This window comes from Sulfuritortus calidifontis (assembly GCF_003967275.1).
Lineage (GTDB): Bacteria > Pseudomonadota > Gammaproteobacteria > Burkholderiales > Thiobacillaceae > Sulfuritortus > Sulfuritortus calidifontis.
In genome coordinates this window covers 1,274,880-1,292,128 of record NZ_AP018721.1, presented here as the reverse complement: position 1 = coordinate 1,292,128, position 17,249 = coordinate 1,274,880, and the positions used below count along the sequence as shown (strand labels likewise).

At 66.9% G+C, this 17,249-nt stretch carries 16 protein-coding genes; 10 read left to right on the top strand and 6 right to left on the bottom strand.

Features of this window, described 5'->3' with window-relative positions:
• The first annotated feature begins 11 nt into the window (after positions 1 to 11).
• Positions 12 to 848: an alpha/beta fold hydrolase gene (locus EL388_RS06795; RefSeq protein WP_126461476.1), complete on the top strand. Its 837-nt coding sequence runs from the start codon at positions 12 to 14 to the stop codon at positions 846 to 848.
• Between the two features lie 8 nt (positions 849 to 856).
• Positions 857 to 3,067, top strand: a complete 2,211-nt coding sequence (locus tag EL388_RS06790) for a GGDEF and EAL domain-containing protein (RefSeq protein ID WP_126461473.1) — start codon at positions 857 to 859, stop codon at positions 3,065 to 3,067.
• Here EL388_RS06790 and smc read toward each other — a convergent pair whose 3' ends face one another.
• Entirely contained in the window at positions 3,068 to 6,577 is a 3,510-nt protein-coding gene (gene smc, locus EL388_RS06785; protein ID WP_126461470.1) for a chromosome segregation protein SMC, read from the bottom strand.
• Between the two features lie 58 nt (positions 6,578 to 6,635).
• Here smc and queF point away from each other — a divergent pair, with 58 nt between their 5' ends.
• Genes queF through EL388_RS06770 form a run of 3 tightly spaced genes read left to right on the top strand, consistent with a single transcriptional unit; the run spans position 6,636 to position 8,863 of the window.
• On the top strand, positions 6,636 to 7,055 hold the full coding sequence (gene queF / locus EL388_RS06780) for a preQ(1) synthase (RefSeq protein ID WP_126461467.1): 420 nt from the start codon (positions 6,636 to 6,638) through the stop codon (positions 7,053 to 7,055).
• A 15-nt stretch (positions 7,056 to 7,070) separates the two neighbouring features.
• Entirely contained in the window at positions 7,071 to 8,351 is a 1,281-nt protein-coding gene (locus EL388_RS06775) for an FGGY-family carbohydrate kinase (RefSeq protein WP_232019202.1), read from the top strand.
• Entirely contained in the window at positions 8,348 to 8,863 is a 516-nt protein-coding gene (locus tag EL388_RS06770; protein WP_126461464.1) for a PilZ domain-containing protein, read from the top strand. The genes EL388_RS06775 and EL388_RS06770 overlap by 4 nt, the downstream gene beginning before the upstream one ends.
• A 14-nt stretch (positions 8,864 to 8,877) precedes the next feature.
• On the opposite strand, the gene EL388_RS06765 is transcribed toward EL388_RS06770, so the two are convergent.
• From EL388_RS06765 to EL388_RS06755, 3 genes are all read right to left on the bottom strand, one after another.
• The gene (locus tag EL388_RS06765) at positions 8,878 to 9,960 is read right to left on the bottom strand and encodes an amidohydrolase family protein (RefSeq protein WP_165919193.1); all 1,083 of its coding nucleotides are present in this window, start codon (positions 9,958 to 9,960) and stop codon (positions 8,878 to 8,880) included.
• Between the two features lie 19 nt (positions 9,961 to 9,979).
• Positions 9,980 to 10,354: a VOC family protein gene (locus tag EL388_RS06760; RefSeq protein ID WP_126461458.1), complete on the bottom strand. Its 375-nt coding sequence runs from the start codon at positions 10,352 to 10,354 to the stop codon at positions 9,980 to 9,982.
• 95 nt (positions 10,355 to 10,449) lie between these two features.
• The gene (locus EL388_RS06755; protein WP_126461455.1) at positions 10,450 to 11,328 is read right to left on the bottom strand and encodes a DMT family transporter; all 879 of its coding nucleotides are present in this window, start codon (positions 11,326 to 11,328) and stop codon (positions 10,450 to 10,452) included.
• A gap of 44 nt (positions 11,329 to 11,372) precedes the next feature.
• Here EL388_RS06755 and dapC point away from each other — a divergent pair, with 44 nt between their 5' ends.
• From dapC to EL388_RS06730, 5 genes are read left to right on the top strand one after another with little or no spacing between them, the layout of a single operon-like run.
• Entirely contained in the window at positions 11,373 to 12,566 is a 1,194-nt protein-coding gene (dapC, locus tag EL388_RS06750; protein ID WP_126461453.1) for a succinyldiaminopimelate transaminase, read from the top strand.
• Between the two features lie 42 nt (positions 12,567 to 12,608).
• Complete coding sequence (dapD, locus tag EL388_RS06745; RefSeq protein ID WP_126461450.1) at positions 12,609 to 13,448, top strand: 2,3,4,5-tetrahydropyridine-2,6-dicarboxylate N-succinyltransferase; 840 nt, start codon at positions 12,609 to 12,611, stop codon at positions 13,446 to 13,448.
• A gap of 10 nt (positions 13,449 to 13,458) precedes the next feature.
• Positions 13,459 to 14,136: a 5-oxoprolinase subunit PxpB gene (pxpB, locus tag EL388_RS06740; protein ID WP_126461447.1), complete on the top strand. Its 678-nt coding sequence runs from the start codon at positions 13,459 to 13,461 to the stop codon at positions 14,134 to 14,136.
• Positions 14,133 to 14,981, top strand: a complete 849-nt coding sequence (locus EL388_RS06735; protein ID WP_126461445.1) for a 5-oxoprolinase subunit C family protein — start codon at positions 14,133 to 14,135, stop codon at positions 14,979 to 14,981. Before pxpB ends, EL388_RS06735 begins: the two co-directional genes overlap by 4 nt.
• Positions 14,969 to 15,688, top strand: a complete 720-nt coding sequence (locus tag EL388_RS06730) for a 5-oxoprolinase subunit PxpA (protein ID WP_126461442.1) — start codon at positions 14,969 to 14,971, stop codon at positions 15,686 to 15,688. Before EL388_RS06735 ends, EL388_RS06730 begins: the two co-directional genes overlap by 13 nt.
• A gap of 112 nt (positions 15,689 to 15,800) precedes the next feature.
• On the opposite strand, the gene sucB is transcribed toward EL388_RS06730, so the two are convergent.
• Both sucB and EL388_RS06720 read right to left on the bottom strand, forming a co-directional pair.
• Entirely contained in the window at positions 15,801 to 16,910 is a 1,110-nt protein-coding gene (gene sucB, locus EL388_RS06725; RefSeq protein WP_126464034.1) for a dihydrolipoyllysine-residue succinyltransferase, read from the bottom strand.
• A gap of 102 nt (positions 16,911 to 17,012) precedes the next feature.
• Entirely contained in the window at positions 17,013 to 17,228 is a 216-nt protein-coding gene (locus EL388_RS06720; protein WP_126461439.1) for a hypothetical protein, read from the bottom strand.
• Positions 17,229 to 17,249 lie beyond the last annotated feature (21 nt).

The following is a 17,249-nucleotide window of genomic DNA, read 5'->3' as shown; positions in this document are numbered from 1 at the left end:
AGGAAACAACGATGCATATCTGGGTATCTCTGCTGCTTGCACTGACAAGTACCTGGGCTCAGGCTGAAATCGTCACGCTTGCGGTCAACGGCAAACTCACGGCGCGGGCCGAGTATCACGCCGGCAAGCCGGACAAGCCCGCAGTGCTAATGCTACACGGCTTCCTGCAGACCCACGAGTTTCCCACCACCCAGCGCCTGGCCAACAACCTGGCCGGCGAGGGCTATACCGTTCTCTCCCCCACGCTCAGCCTCAACATCCCCAACCGCCGGCAAAGCTTGTCCTGCGAGGCCATCCACACCCATATCATGGACGGCGCGGTCCGCGAGTTGCGGGTCTGGCTGGACTGGCTGAAGAAACGGCGCAAATCGATCGTGCTGCTCGGCCACAGCTTCGGCAGCGTGCACCTTCTGGCCTATCTCCAGGCCCACCCCGATCCCGCAGTGCGCAAGCTGATAGGAGTCAGCATCATCGAAGGGCGACTCTACGCCGGCGAGCAGAAACGGGGACAGATCATCCGTCAGCTGCGCGCCATGTCCCGCAACCAGAACACGGCCATCGTCAAACATCAGTTCACTTTCTGCAAGCAACTGCAGGGCACGCCCCAGTCCTTGCTGTCTTATCTGGAATGGTCGCCAGAGCGCATCCTGAGCACCATCAATCAGGTTCCCTTGCCGATGACCTTCATCGTCGGCAGCGAGGACGATCTGTTCGGCCCCGACTGGATCGACCGGCTCAGGCTCACGCGGGCCAAGGTCGTGATCGTCGAGGGGGCCGACCATTTCATGGATGGCGAGCATGAATTCACCCTGCTCGACGACGTGCTGGCCGAGTTGAAGGACGCCTGAGGGGCGCCATGAAAGCGATCAAGGTCCACTACTTCAGCATCGCCTATGCACTGATCATCGCAGTCGTGGTCGCAGTGCTGGCGGCGTTGACCAGCAAAGAGATCGCCGATGTGGCCGACCGGGTCGCCCAGCAGGAGAAAATCCTGGCCAGGCAGGAAATGGCCGCCGCCATCCATTCGGTGGCCAATCGGATTCAGTCGCTGAGCAAAAATCTCGCGCTCTGGGACGAGACCAAGCAGCAGCTGATGTACACCGACTATTACCAGTTGTGGCGGGATATCCGGGTGAAAGATGCCGGCATCCTGCCGAAAACCATCGATACCGTGGCGCTCTACGGCCTCGATGGCCGGATCCTGGCACCCAGTCCGGCGGGGACCCACCTGCCGAAGCAGTTGCCCAAAGGCAAGGCCATGCCCGTCATGACCTTCAGCAAGGACTTGGAGGATGGCGTTGCCCATTACCATCTCCATGCCTTCTTCCCCATCCCGAGCGACCCCGGTGGCGAAAAGTGGCTGGGCTACGGCGGCATTCAGTTCGATCTGGTCGATGAACTCAAGGCCGAGCACCAGTTCCGCTATGTCGACCTGAGCAACATCAGCTCCAACCTGCCCAACGGCAGCCAGATCGACATGGCCACCCTGGCCGACCACCTCGCCTTCCCGGTCAAGCCGAATCAGGCGTTCGACCAGCTCAGCACCATCTACGAAGATTCCCTGCTGCGCCTGCTTGCCCTGCTGCTGTTGATTCTGGCCGCCGCCTCCTGGTTGATCCACCGGCTCATCGTCTCGCCCATCCGGTCCCTGGCAAGGGAGATCAACGATCTGAGGGAAAACCGCCAGAACGGCCGTACTCCCTCCGCCACCCAGATTCAGGTCGAGGAGCTCGACAACCTGCGCCGCGCCTTCTACGACTACCACGCCCGCTTGTCCGACCTGAACCGGAATCTGGAATCCAGTAGCCAGGAGTTCTACGACCAGGCCAGGCGCGACCCCTTGACCGGGGTATTCAACCGGCGGGCCTACGATGAGGATTGGCGCGGCCTCAACATCGAGCGCAAGGTCGAGCGCTGTGCGCTGATCCTGTTCGACTGCGACCATTTCAAGGCGATCAACGACACCTACGGCCATCAGACCGGCGACAACGTGATCAGGGCCGTCGCCACCACCCTGCAACAAACCCTGCGCAGCGAGGATCGGCTCTATCGGCTGGGTGGCGACGAATTCGCCACCATCCTGGTCGATGGCGAGGCGGCCAATGCCAAGGCCATCGCCACCCGCTGCCGGGAGCGGGTGCTGCTGCACGATTTCCGCCAGTACGGCATCGACGAGCCCGTCACCATCAGCATCGGCATCGCCCACTCCGGGCCGGGGGCCACCTTAGGCGAACTGCAGAAGCAGGCCGATATCGCCATGTATGCCGCCAAGCGGCCGAGCAGCAGCAAGATCGAGGTCTACGACGAGCAGCTGCAGGAATCCTCCCCCCTGCTCGCCAACAAGAGCATCTCCGCCATCTACCAGACCATCCAGGACCCCTTCCTGATGGAGATGCGCTATCAGCCGGTGGTCCAGCTCGACAGCCGGGAGCCGGTCTATGTCGAGGCCCTGAGCCGGATCAAGCTGGGTGGCGAGATCATCCTGCCGGGCGACATCTTCCCGGTGGTCCAGGCCCGGCGGATCGACGCCGAGTACGACCAGGCGGTGATCCAGGCCGTGCAGCGCGACATGGAATTCGGCCGGGTGCCGATGCACCTGGGCATTTCGATCAACGTTTCCGCGGTCGGCCTGTTGTCGAACAAGGTGACCGACATGCTGGTCATGCTCAAGCAGGTCTACCCGGAATACAAGATCGTGGTCGAGATCACCGAAACCGCGCTGATCGAGCAGATCGACCAGGCGACCCGGCAGATTCACAAATTGCGCGAGGCCGGCTGCCTGATCGCGCTGGACGACTTCGGCAGCGGCTATTCCTCCCTGCGCTACTTGGCCTCGATGCCAGTCGATCTGGTGAAATTCGACATCACCATGATGCGGTTATTGGAACAGGGGGACGACCGGCAGAAACAGGTGGTGCGCGAAGTGGCCCATCTGGTCAGGAGCGCGGGCTACAAGATGGTGGCCGAAGGCATCGAGAACCAGCGCATGCTGGATCAGGCCATGAGCCTGGGCTTCGATTATGCCCAGGGCTTTTTCCTGGAAGCGAAACAAGACGGCCCGGCCTGATCAGGCCGCCTCGGCCAGGCGCACCGCATCCTCCACATCCACCGCCACCGGGCGCGACACGCCCGGCTCGGGCATGGTCACGCCGACCAGGTGCTGGGCCATTTCCATGGTGATGCGGTTGTGGGTGATGAACATGAACTGGGTCTCGCCCGACATCTTGCGCACCAGGTTGCAGTAGCGCTCGGTGTTGGAGTCGTCGAGCGGGGCGTCCACCTCATCGAGCAAACAGAACGGGGCGGGATTCAGGCGGAAGAAGGCGAACACCAGCGACAGCGCGGTCAGCGCCTTCTCGCCGCCGGAGAGCAGGTGGATGGAGCTGTTCTTCTTGCCCGGCGGCTGGGCCACCACGATCAGGCCGGCATCCAGGATCTCCTCGCCGGTCAGGATGAGCTGGGCCTCGCCGCCGCCGAACAGGTCGGTGAACAGGTTGCGGAACTCGCGGCTGACCGTGTCGTAGGTGGCCTTCAGGCGTGAGCGGGTCTCGGCGTCGATGCGGCGGATCGCTTCTTCCAGGGTGTTGGCCGCCGTGGTCAGGTCTTCGGCCTGGGCGTCGAGATAGCTCTTGCGCGCCTGGGCCTCTTCCAGTTCCTGCACCGCCGCCATGTTGACCGCGCCCAACTCGGCGATCTGCCGGCCCAGGCGCTCGATGTCGGCCGCGTAATCCGAGTCCCTGGCACCCTCCGGCAGCTTGGCCGCCAGTTCCTCGACATCGACCTCGGCCAGCTGCTCGGCGAACTGGGCCTCGCGCAGCCGGGCCTCCTGCAGCTTGAGTTCCAGCGCCTGGATGTTGGCCTTGAGCGGCTCCAGCGCGCGCTCGGTGTTCAGGCGCTGCTGCTCCATCTCGCGCAGGCGCTGGTTCTCGCCCTCCAGGGCGTTGCGGGCGGCGATCAGGGTCTGCTCGGCGGCCTGGCGGCGTTCCAGCGCGGCCTCCAGCTCGGCCTGGGCGGCCGCCGGATCCATGCCCATCAGCTCTTCCCGGGCGTTCTCCAGGCCCTGGGCCAGTTCTTCCAGCCGCCGCTCGGCCTGGCCCCGGCGCTCGGCCAATTCCTGCAGGCGGGCCTCGATGGCGCGCACGCGGAAACCCGCCTCCTGCACCTCGCGCTCTTCCTGGCGCAGCCGGTCGCGCAACTGCATCAGCGCCTGTTCGGCCTGGGCCCGGGCCTGGTCCGATTCTTCCAGGCGCTCGCGCACGAATTCCCTTTGGGTCCGGGCCTCGTTCAGGCGCGCCTGCGCCTCGGCCCGCTGCAGCTCTTCCTCGGCCAGCTGCTCGGCGATCTCCTGGCTTTCCTGCTCCAGCTGCTCGCGCCGCTCCTGGGCCCGCTTGGCCGCCTCGCTGTCGCGCACCAGTCCCATCTGCACCTGGTGCAGGTGCGCCTGCGCCCGGTTCAGCTCGGCCTGCAACTGGTCGGCCTGGCGCCGCGCCTCGTGCAGCGCCTGCTCGGCCTGCTGGCTCCGGGTCTCGGCCTGGACGTAGGCCAGTTGCTGGCGATCGACCTCGATCTGCAGGGCCTCGATCTCGCGCGCGCGGGCGAGCAGGCCGTGATGGCCCTTCTCCGGTGCGTTGAAGGTGAGGGTGCTGCGGGTGACGACATGGCCCTGGGGCGTGGCGATCAGGCCACCCACGGGCAATTGGCCGCGGGCGGCCAAGGCCGTGTTCAGATCGTCGGCGACATAGGCCAGGGCCAGCCAATCATCGAGCAGGCGGCCGGCCAGGGCGTCGTCGGTGGCGACATGCTGGCGCAGCGGGGTCAGGCCGCTGATCGCCGCCGGGCTGGCGGGCGCCGGGCCGGCATCGGCCAGGATGAAATCGAATCGGCTCTCGGGCGGCGCGGCAAACCAGTCGCTGCGGGCCTCGGCCACCAGGGCGGCCAGGCGCTCGCCCAGCGCGGCCTCCAAGGCGTTTTCCCAGCCGGCGGTGACCTTCACCGCCTGCCACAGCCGCCGGCTGCGGGCCAGACCCTGGCGCTCCAGCCAGTTGCGGCCCTCGCTTTCGGCCTGGGCGGCCTGATCCTGCAATTTCTTCAGCGCGGCGAGCTCGGCCTCGGCCTTGTGCAGGCCGCGGCCGGTCTGCTCCAGGGCCAGGGCGGCTTCGCGCCGGGCCTGGTCGAGGCCGGCCAGCGCGCCTTTGGCCGCCTCCAATTGGGCCCGGAAGGTCTCGACCTGCTCGCGCGCGGTCTCCATTTCCACTTCCTGGCGGGCGATCGCCTCCGGCGCCGGCGCGGCCAGGCCGATCTGCTCGCGCGCCAGGCGGGCGTGGCGCTGCTTGAGCTGGTCGATCACCCGCTCGGCATGATTCACGTGTGACTGCTCCAACTGCACGGTCTGTTCCAGATTCGCCAGCTCGCGCTGCACCTCGGCCACCTGGGCCTGGGCCTGGCGCAGGGTCGCCTCGGCCGCGGGCAGCTCGACCGAAAGTTCGCGGGCCTGCTCTTCCAGGCTCAGGGCCATTTCCCGGGCCTCGTCCAGTTCCCGTGCCTTGAGCCGGGATTCTTCCTCGGCGCGCTGTTTTTCCGCCTCGGTCTGGCTCTGGCTCTCGCTCAGGCGGCGCAGGTCGGCCTCCAGCCGCTCGCGCCGCTCGCGCAGCATCTGCAGGGCCTGCTCGAGCCGGGCCACCTCGCCGCTCTCGGCGTAGAAGCCGGCCTGGGCCTGGTTGACCGCCTCGGTCGCCGAGAACTGACCGAGCCGGGCCGCCTCCAGCTCGCTCTCCAGCCGGCGCAGGTCGGCGATCTTGGCCTCGATCTCGGTGCGGCTGCGTTCGATATCCTGGTTGAGCGCGGCCTGCCGGGCCTGGGCCTGGCGCTGGCGCATCAGGGCCAGGAGCTGCTCTTTCAGGGTCTTTTCCTCGGTCAGGGCGAAGTAGCGCTTGGCCACTTCGGCCTGGCCGCTCAGCTTTTCCAGCTGGGCGCCCAGCTCGCGCCGGATGTCATCGACCCGCTCCAGGTTCTCCCGGGTGTCGATCAGGCGGCGCTCGGTCTCTTTGCGCCGCTCCTTGTATTTGGACACGCCGGCCGCCTCTTCCAGGTAGCCGCGCATCTCCTCGGGCTTGGCCTCGATCAGGCGCGAGATCATGCCCTGCTCGATGATGGCGTAGGCGTCGCCGCCCAGGCCGGTGCCCAGCATCAGGTCGGCGATGTCGCGCCGGCGGACGTGGACGTTGTTGATGTAGTAGCTGGAGTCGCCGTTGCGGGTAAGCACCCGTTTGACCGAGATCTCGGCATATTGCGACCACTGGCCCGGGGCCTTGCCGGCGCTGTTGTCGAACAGAAGCTCGACCGAGGCGCGCGAGGCCGGTTTCCGGTCCGCCGAGCCGTTGAAGATCACATCCTGAAGCGATTCGCCGCGCAGCTCGCGGGCCTTGGATTCACCGAGCACCCAGCGCACGGCATCGATCACGTTGGACTTGCCGCAGCCGTTGGGACCGACGATGCCGGTCAACTGGGCCGGGGCCGGGATGGTCACGGGGTCGACGAAAGATTTGAACCCCGCCAGGTGAATGTGCTTGAGACGCAAGGTTTATGGGTATCGGCGTTTATAATTGCGCCACATTTTAACTTCACTTGCGTCCGCCATGCCTAGCCAGCCGACAAAAGACCTGGAAACCTTTGAAAATCCGACACCTACGCGCGATTTTCAAATCCATATCGAGATTCCGGAGTTCACCTGCCTCTGCCCCAAGACCGGCCAACCCGATTTCGCCACCCTGTTTCTGGACTACATCCCGGATCAAAAATGCGTCGAGCTCAAGAGCCTCAAGCTCTACATCTGGTCCTTCCGCAACGAAGGCCATTTCCACGAGGCGGTGACCAACCGCATCCTCGACGACCTGGTGCGCGCGACCGAGCCCCGCTTCATGCGCCTGACCGCCAAGTTCTACGTGCGCGGCGGCATCTTCACCAATGTCGTGGCCGAGCACCGCAAGGCCGGCTGGCAGCCGCAGCCGCGCGTCGAGTTGGCCGAGTTCGCGCCGCAATCGAACACCCGCGGCTAAGTCACTGAATTCAAATTGGTTCGCTACGCCCTCGGCCTCGACTTCGGCACCGGCGGGGTGCGGGCCATGGCCCTGGCCCCCACCGAAGAGATCGAGGCGGCCGAGCGCATTGACTTCGGCCATCTGGCCGAGCAAGAGGCGGCAAGGGTCTGGCGCGACAGCCTGTTCGAGGTCATCGCCATGTTGCCTCAAGGCGTGCGCAAGCGTATCGGCAGCATTGCCCTCGACGGCACCTCGGGCACAGTGCTGGCCTGTGATTCTGAACTCGATCCGCTGCATCCGCCCCTGCTCTACCACGATGCCCGCGCCAGGGTCGAGGCCGAGCGCATCGCCGACATCGCCGGTCCAGAACACAGCGCCGCCAGCGCCAGCTCGGGCCTGGCCAAGGTGCTCTGGCTGCAAGCCCGGCCCGATCTTGGCGCCATTCGCTGCTACCTCAACCAGGCCGACTGGCTGACCGCCCTGCTCTCCGGCCGGGCCGGCCTGTCCGACTATCACAACGCCTTGAAGCTGGGCTTCGATGTCGCGGCAAAGCGCTGGCCTGTCTGGATTGGGCAGTTGGTGCCGCTGGCTCGCCTGCCCCAAGTCGTCGCCCCCGGCAGCGACATCGGCCCGATCGAGCACGCCCAGGCCAACCGGCTCGGCCTTGCCGGCGATTGCCTGATCCGCGCCGGCACCACCGACTCCATCGCCGCCTTCCTCGCCGCTGGCGTGCGCCGCCCGGGCGAGGCGGTGACCTCGCTCGGCACCACCCTGGTCCTGAAATTGTTGTCGGAAAAGCGGGTCGAGGCGGCCCGCTACGGCGTCTACAGCCATTGGTTCGGCCGGCTCTGGCTGGCCGGCGGCGCCTCCAATGCCGGCGGCGGCGTCCTGCGCCAATTCTTCGACGATGTCCGGATCGCGGCGCTCTCGAGCGAGATCGACCCCCAGGCCGACAGCGGCCTCGACTACTATCCGCTGCCCCAATCGGGCGAGCGCTTCCCGGTCAACGACCCGGCCCTGCCGCCCCGGCTGAGCCCGCGGCCGGCCGCCGACCGCCAGTTCCTGCACGGTCTGCTCGAAGGCCTGGCCCGAATCGAGGCCCAAGGCTACGCCCGCCTGGCCGAACTCGGCGCCACGCCGCTGGTCCGCGTGGTCTCCACCGGCGGCGGCGCCCGCAACGAGACCTATCGCCGCATCCGCCAGCGTCTGCTCCAGGTCGAGGTCGCGACGGCGCAGGAACAGGAGGCTGCCTTCGGGGCGGCCCGGCTCGCCCTGCATGGCACGGCGTTGTTTCCTCTACAATCGAAAACATGAACAGCACCCTGCGCGTCGAAGCCTTCCTGCCCATCGCCTGGGAAAAACAGGCCATGGAGCCGCAGACCCTGGCCGCCCTGAGAAAGGGGGCTCAGCTCCTGATGCACGCCTTCAACCTGATGGATCTGAGCCCGCTCCACGAATCGGACGGTGACAACGCCCATCTGCAAAGGCTGGACGCCAAGGTCGACCTCATCCTGCACCTCTTGGCCCAGAACCTGCAGGGCAGCCGCTCCCTGCCGACCTCGGTGAATGTGGAATTGGGGCCGGAGATCGTAAGCTGGCAGGAAGCGGGCACGCTGCCTGCCGTCGGCGACACCGTGGTGGTCGCGCTCTACCTCAACCCCGGCCTGCCCCTGCCCGTGCGCCTGCCGGCCCACGTCACCGCCAGCGGCGATGGTCGGGTGACCGTGCGTCTGGCCGAACTGGGCCACGAACTGGAGGAATTCTGGCAGCAATGGGTGTTCCGCCAGCACCGGCGGGAGGTGCACGCCCGGCGGCCGGGCTATTGAGCGGAAACCCAGGTTCAGCGCGTGACGGGCTTCAATTTGTAAATCCGGATGGCGTTTTCATAGCCGATCTGGCGCGCCAGGTCGTCGGGCAAGGCGAGCAGCAGCTTGAAGACGCCGTCCCGGTTCTTGCTCGCCCCCATCGAGAGTGTCCTTGCCGCATCGTTGCCGGCGAAATCGTGGGCCACGATGAAGCTGTCGGTGCCAATGACGAAGCGGTCCGGGTAGGCGCGCAGCAACGCGAGCCAGTCACTGTTGACGCCGCCGCGCGAGCTGACCAGATCGGTGGCATCATTGCCCCCGAACGGGCGAATGCTGAAATACAGATTCGGATGGCGTTCGAGCAGTTCGCCCGTGAGCTTGGGCGACAAGGCGTCGGTCGGATGCGAGCCGATGTGCGCCCAGACGATGACCGCCTTGCGGTTGTGGGCGAGCAGGCGCTCCATGGCCGCCAGGTTGCCCTTGAGCTGCGGCGGGTTGCGCGGCGAAATGAGCTTGGCCGGGGTGGCCATGTCCTCGGCCACGGGGTCGCAGTGCAAATCGATCGGCACGCCATGGCGCGCGGCGATGTCCGCCAGCAGCAGCATGAGGGGGTGATCCGGCGGGGTCTGGATGAAATGATGGGTCGCGGTGTGCGAGACATGCAGCGCCGCGATCTCGCCGAAGCCGATGGCGCCCCGGGCAAGCTGGGCCTCGGCCACGGCCTCGAACTTTTGCCGGATTTCGTCCGGGACCACCTCCAGACGGCTGGTCTTGTCCAGCAGCAGGTTCAGCGTGCCCGTGGCCATGAAGGCCAGGCGCGGGGCATGTTTCGCTCCGATGCTGGCGACGTGTTCGTTGAGCGCGGTCGCCGCCGGCGTGGGGTTGGGCAGCGGCATGATGACCGCCTGCTGGATGTTGTGGCTGTCCATGATCTGCAGCAGGGTCTGGGCGGCCTGATCCACGGCCTCCGGCGTGGCGCCCTTGCCCGCGATCGGATGCACATGCACGTCGATCCACTCGCCGCGCGCGTGGACCGAGCCGCTCAGGCATGCGCTCAGTAGAAAAACACTCCAGCCGATGGTTCGGTTCAGGCGGGCAAGGCGTTCGATGCTTGGCATGGGCTTCTCCTCCCGGTTTTCAGATGGCTTCCACCAGTTCCAGGGCATTGCCGTCCGGGTCGCGCACAAACAGCGCCCGCCGACCCGAGCGGCTGAGGCTGTAGGCGATACCCTCGGCATCGAGCTTGGTCTTCAATGCTTCCCAGCCTTCCACCGCCAGGGCGGTATGCCGGTCGCGGCCGCCATGCGCCGGCCGGCCCTCGACCGGGTCGGGATTGGGCAGGCAGATCAGGTGAATCTGGGCCGCGCCGATATCGTACCAGACGCCGTCGAACCCCATTTCGGGCCGCGTCGGGCTGGGCGCGAGGCCGAGCACGCCCTCGTAGAAGGCGCGGGCACGCGCCAGGTCGGCGACCAGGAGCGAGACATGCAGCAGCGAGGTAAGTTTGATCATTCCAATTTCCCAAACATCCCTCCCCCACCTGTGGGGGAGGCTGGGAGGGGGAAAATCCCCACCCCGGCCCTCCCCCTAAATGGGGAGGGCGCAGACTATGTTTTCGTCTCTTGATGAATCCGGCCCGAGAACAGGCTGGCCGCCACGATCAGGGCGCCGCCCAGCCATTCGCGCGCGTCCATCACTTCATGCGCCAATAAGCGACTGGCGATGGCGGCGATGACCAGTTCGCTGAGCAGGATGACGATGGCCTGACTGGCCGGGGTGTGGGCCAGGCCGTATTGCACGGCGAAGGTGGCCAGCACCAGCAGGAGGCCGACCCCGATCAGGATCAGCCAGTGGGCGGAATCGAGCCCGGCCACGGCTGTGAGCGCCCCGCCCTCGAAGCCGACCGGGAAGGCGGCGATGCCGACCACGCCGAGGAAAACCCAGAGGCTGCGCACGCCGGTGGCCACCTCGCGCATCTTGCGCGACAGCACATTGGCCAGGGCGAAGGCGACGCCGGCCGACAGGCCCATCCACTCGGCGAAATTGGTCGGCAACGGCAGGCCGCCGTTGCGGGCGAGCATGACGTAGGCCCCGGCCAGGGACAGGCCCATGACCAGATAACCAAATTGATTTACCCGTTCGCCCAGGATCAGCCGGGCGAAGAACACCGTCCAGAGCGGGGCCAGGTAGAACAGCAGCAGCACCCGCATGACCTCGCCGTGGATGACGGCCAGCACATAGGCCAGGTTGGTCCAGCCGGTGGCCAGGGCGACCAGGACCAGCCAGCCGCGCTGCTCCCGCTGGCGCAGGAAATCGCGGCCGCAGAGGAGCAACACCGGCACCAGGGCGATGAGATAGGTGATGAGCGAGGCCAGGCTGCCGGAGATGCCGGCCTCCTCCAGCAGGCGGTAGGGATACCAGACGATGCCCCAGACCGTGGCGGCGGTAAGCAGGCCGAGGGGCGGCAGGAGGTTTTGCTTGCGCATCGGCATATAATACCGGCCTTCATCGAGAGCCATCGAGCGAACCCGTGAATCCCCGCCTCCAGCAGCTTCAGCCCTATCCGTTCCAGAAATTGCGCGAATTGCTCGCCGGCGTCACGCCCGAGGCCGGGCTGTCGGCGATCAATCTGTCGATCGGCGAACCCAAGCACCCCACCCCGGCCTTCATCAAACAGGCCCTGACCGAGGCCCTGGGCGGCCTGGCCCACTACCCGGTGACCCAGGGTTCGGACACCCTGCGTGAGGCCATCGCCGGCTGGGCCCAGCGCCGCTATGGCGTCGAGCTCGACCCGGCGAGCCAGGTGCTGCCGGTCAACGGCAGCCGCGAGGCCCTGTTCGCCTTCGCCCAGGCGGTGATCGACCAGACCCGCCACGTCAAGCGCATCTTGAGCCCCAACCCCTTCTACCAGATCTACGAAGGCGCGGCGATCCTGGCCGGGGCCAAGCCCTACTTCCTCAACACCCTGCCCGAGAACGGCTTCCGCATGGATTTCTCCCTGGTGCCGGAGGATATGTGGGAGACGGTGCAGATGGTCTACGTCTGCTCGCCCGGCAACCCGACCGGCAAGGTGATGACGCTGGACGACTGGAGTGAACTGTTCGTCCTGGCCGACGAGTACGACTTCGTCATCGCCGCCGACGAATGCTATTCCGAAATCTATTTCGACGAGGGGGCCCCGCCGCTCGGCGCCCTCACCGCCGCCAAAGAACTCGGCCGCGATTTTTCCCGGCTGGTGGTGTTCAACAGCCTGTCCAAGCGCTCCAACGTGCCCGGCCTGCGCTCCGGCTTCGTCGCCGGCGACGCCGAGGTGATCCGGCAGTTTCTGCTCTACCGCACCTACCATGGCAGCGCCATGAACCCGGCGGTGCAGGCCGCATCAAGCGCCGCCTGGGCCGACGAGGCCCATGTCGTCGACAACCGCCGGCAGTACCGCGAGAAATTCGATGCGGTCATGCCCATGCTGAAGGGCGTGCTGGAATTCGAGGCGCCGGACGCCGCCTTCTACCTCTGGGCCCGGGTACCCGGTGGCGACGATACCGGCTTCGCCCGCGAGCTGTACCGGCAGCAGCATGTCACCGTGCTGCCCGGCGCCTACCTCGCGCGCGAGGCCAGGGGAGTCAACCCGGGCCGAGGCTTCGTGCGCATCGCCCTGGTCGATACCCTGGCCCAGTGTCAGGAGGCCGCGCAACGCATCGTCGATTTCGTTTCATCCCAATCCTGATCCAACTTTCAGAATCCCGCCTAACCCACTGAAGGAAAAACCATGCAAGAACTGCAAACCATCATCGAAGAGGCCTTCGAGCGCCGCGCCGAGATCACCCCGCGCAACGTCGAGCCCAAGGTCAAGGACGCCGTGCTCTCCGTCATCGACCTTTTGGACATGGGCCAGCTGCGCGTGGCCGAGCGCAGCCAAGATCAAAGCGCTGGGGGCCAGAACTGGGTGACCCACCAGTGGATCAAGAAGGCGGTGCTGCTCTCTTTCCGCCTGGAGGACAACAGCTTCATCAAGGGCGGCTACACCAACTACTACGACAAGGTGCCGTCCAAGTTCGCCGACTTCAACTCCAAGGACTTCCGCGAGGGCGGCTTCCGCGTGGTGCCGCCGGCCGCCGTGCGCAAGGGCAGCTTCATCGCCAAGAACGTGGTGCTGATGCCCTCCTACGTCAACATCGGCGCCTATGTCGATGAAGGCACCATGGTCGATACCTGGGCCACCGTCGGTTCCTGCGCCCAGATCGGCAAGAACGTGCACCTGTCCGGCGGCGTCGGCATCGGCGGCGTGCTCGAGCCGGTACAGGCCAACCCCACCATCATCGGCGACAACTGCTTCATCGGTGCCCGCTCCGAGATCGTCGAGGGCGTGGTGGTGGAGGACAACTGCGTCATCTCCATGGGCGTCTACATCGGTCAGTCGACCAAGATCTATGACCGCGAGACCGGCGAGATCCACTACGGCCGCGTGCCGGCCGGTTCGGTCGTGGTGTCCGGCAACCTGCCCTCCAACGACGGCAAATACAGCCTGTACTGCGCGGTGATCGTGAAGAAGGTCGACGCCAAGACCCTGTCCAAGGTCGGCATCAACGAACTCTTGCGGGGTATCTGACCGCCGTCGCATGGCCGCACGGCTGACGCTCACCGCTTACGGCCCCGACGCCTGGTTGCTGCGCTTCGCCGAGCAACCGGGCGAGGCGGCCTGGCAGGCGGCCCGGGCGATCAGCCAGGCGCTGGAGGCAGAGCCTCCGGCCCATCTGCTCGAATACGTGCCGGGCTATACCAGCGTGCTGCTGGAATTCGCCGCCGGCACCACGGCCGCCGATTCCCCTGAACTCAAGGCCCTGCTGGTCCGACTGCGCAAACGGCTCGGGCAAGCGGCCGCGCCCGGTCCGATCCGGGAGATTCCCGTGGTCTACGACGGGCCCGACCTGCCCCGGGTGGCCGAGCACGCCGGTTTGTCGACGCGCGCGGTGGCCGAGCTGCATGCCGAGACGATCTATCGCGTCGCCCTGATCGGTTTCGCCCCGGGCTTTCCCTATCTGGACGGCCTCGACCCGCGCCTGCACACGCCCAGGCTGGATACGCCCCGGCCCAGGGTGGCCGCCGGCAGCGTCGCCATCGGCGGCGCGCATACCGGCATCTATTCCATCCCCAGCCCGGGCGGCTGGAACCTGATCGGCCGCACCGAGATTCCCCTGTTCGACCCGGCGCGCGTCCGGCCAGGCCGCGAGGCCGAGATGTGCTGGCTGCAAATGGGCGATCGGGTGCGCTTCGTGCCCAAGCGAGGTGGCAAATGATGGAGGGGCTGGAAGTCCTCTCGCCCGGCCTGCTGACCACGGTCCAGGATGGCGGCCGCCCCGGCTGGCGCCGCTTCGGCATCCCGCCTGGCGGGGCCATGGATCGCGCCGCCTGGCAAAACGCCAACCGCCTCTTGCACAACGCCCTCGACTGCCCGGTGCTGGAATGCCTGCAGGGGGCACGCCTGCGTGCGCTAAACGAGACGACGGTGGCCACCAGCGGGGCCTGGGGTGCCTTGGCGTGGACCGCGCAGCCTGGCGAGATCATCGAGTTCCCGGCCAACCTGGCCGGCGTCTGGCATTACCTGGCGCTGCCCGGCGGCGTCGCCGCCGAGCGGTTTCTCGGCAGCGCCAGCGTTTGCGCCCGGGCCGGCATCGGCACGGCCCTGGCCAAGGGTGATCGCATCGTCTGGCTGGGCAATCCGGCCGCCACCCTGCCGCCCGGGGTGAAATGCCGCCATCCCATCCCCCTGGAAGACGAGTTCGACATCCCCGATTCGTTGCGCCTCTGGCCCGGTCCGCAATGGGCGCAGTTCGATGCGGCGGCCCAGCGCGGGCTGTTCGGCCAGGCCTGGCGGATTTCCGCCCGCAGCGACCGCACCGGCTACCGCCTGGTCGGTGCGGCCATTGCGCCACCGGCCGGCGAGCTGGTGAGCGAGCCGGTGCGCGTCGGCTCGATCCAGGTGCCGCCCAACGGTCAGCCGGTGATCACGCTCTACGACGGCCCGACCGTGGGCGGCTATGCCAAGATCGCCCTGATCGACCCGGCCGACCTGGATCGCCTGGTTCAGACCCGGCCGGGCCAGAGCGTGCGCTTCACGAGGATGCCCGGATGCTGGACCTGAACTGCGACCTCGGTGAAGGCGAACACCCGAACCGCACCCGCGCCCTGATGCGCCGGATCAGCTCGGCCAATGTCGCCTGTGGCGGCCATGCCGGCGACATGGCCAGCATGGCGCGCTGCGTGCGCCTGGCCGGCGAATTCGGGGTTAGGCTCGGCGCCCACCCCGGCCCGGCAAGCCGCGCGGATTTCGGCCGTGCGGCGATACAGCCCAGCCCCGAGCAACTCGCAGGCTGGGTGCTCGAGCAGGCCGGCTCCCTGGCGGAATTGGCGGCGCGCCAAAACATCCGGCTGCACCACATCAAGCTACACGGGGCGCTCTACCATGCGAGCGAAGCCGAGCCGGAACTGGCCCAGGCCTATGTCGAGACGGTGCGCCGGCAGTTCCCGGGCGTGCGAATCTACAGCCGCAGCGGCGGGCGGGTCGCCCGCCTCGCCCGGCAGGCCGGGATCGAGGCCTGGGAGGAGCTGTTCGCCGACCGCGCCTATCTGGCGGACGGCCAGCTGGTGCCGCGTGATCGGGCGGGAGCGGTGCTGCACGATCCGGCGTGGGTGACGGCGCGCCTGCAACGTTGGCTGCTCAGCGGCGAGATGGAAACCGTGGATGGCGGCAGCGTCCGGCTGTCCGGCCAGACGCTGTGCGTGCATGGCGACACGGAGAGGGCAACCGCGCTGATCCGGGCGATCCGAGTGCTACTGGCTGCGCATTAACCTTCGTCATACCCGCGAAAACGAAGTTTCGGCGCAGCCAAAGCGGGTATCCAGTTCGATTCAAATCCGGGCTCCCGCTTTCGCGGGAGCGACGAACCCTAAGAGACAGGCTCTAAAGCTCCAGCAGCAGCCGGGCCGGGTCTTCCAGATCGTCCTTGATCGCTTTCAGAAAGCTCACCGCCTCGCGGCCGTCGACGATGCGGTGGTCGTAGGTCAGCGCCACGTACATCATGGGCCGGATCACCACCTGGCCGTTCTCGGCGACGGGCCGGTCCTGGATTCGGTGCAGGCCGAGCACGCCGGACTGCGGCGGGTTGACGATGGGGGTGGACAGGAGCGAGCCGAACACACCGCCGTTGGAGATGGTGAAGGTGCCGCCCTCCAGCTCTTCCAGGGCGAGTTCCAGGCTGTTGGCGCGCCGGGCGAAATCGGCGATGGCCTGCTCGATCTCGGCAAAGCTCATGCGGTCGGCATCGCGCAGCACCGGCACCACCAGGCCGCGCTCGGAACTGACCGCCACGCCGATGTCGTAGTAATCGTGATGCACGATCTCATGGCCATCGACATAGGCGTTCAGCGCCGGGAACTGCTTGAGCGCCTGGCAGGTGGCCTTGACGAAGAAGGACATCAGGCCGAGCTTGACGCCGCGCTCCTGCTCGAAGCGCGCCTTGTAGCGGCCGCGCAGCTCCTGCACCGGCTGCATGTTGATCTCGTTGAAGGTGGTGAGCAGGGCGGCGGTCTGCTGGGCCTGTTTCAGCCGCTCGGCGATGCGCTGGCGCAACCGGCTCATGGGCACGCGGCGCTCGGCCCGCTCGCCGGTGGTACAGGGTGGACAGGGCGGACACTCCGGCGGCCGGGCAGGCTGGACGGCGGGCTCGGCGCTGGCAGGCGCCGGTGCCGCCGGTTCTGGCTCGGGTGCCGGGGGCGGCGCAATCGGGGCGGCTTCGCTCGGCGTGGCTACCGGCCCGGGGCTGGCCACCGCCTCGTCGGTCTCCAGGATGGCCAAGACCTGGCCGGCCCGGACCTCGGCCTCCTCCGCCACGCGCAACTCGGCCAGCACGCCCGAGGCCGGGGCGCTGATCTCCAGGATCACCTTGTCGGTCTCCAGGTCGGCGATGGTCTCGTCGCGCCTGACCGCCTCGCCGGCCTGTTTGCGCCAGGCCAGGAGCGTGCCGGTCTGCACCGATTCGGAGAGTTCGGGGGCCTTGATCTCGACGCGCATGGACACGCCCTATATCGATGGATTGCGTTCGATTATAGGGGCTGGCGTGGCAGGGTCGTTTCTTTGCGGCCCTGAGTGAAGCCGTGATCGCTGGAGATTTCGCTATTTTGTGACAGCCTTATTGCCGACCGACTGACGAACAGGCAAGCTGGCAAACCAGTGATCGGCCGCCGCGTCCAGGCTTGCGAACTGTTGCGAAGGCGGTATGCGCTGGCCAGGGAACAAATGGCCGACCGCATACAAGCCGTTGGTCAATTTCCCGACCGCGTGCTTGCGATCGGGGAGATCGATGCTGCCCAGGATGATCCGCACCTCCATGGCTACCTCCAAGCTTCACAA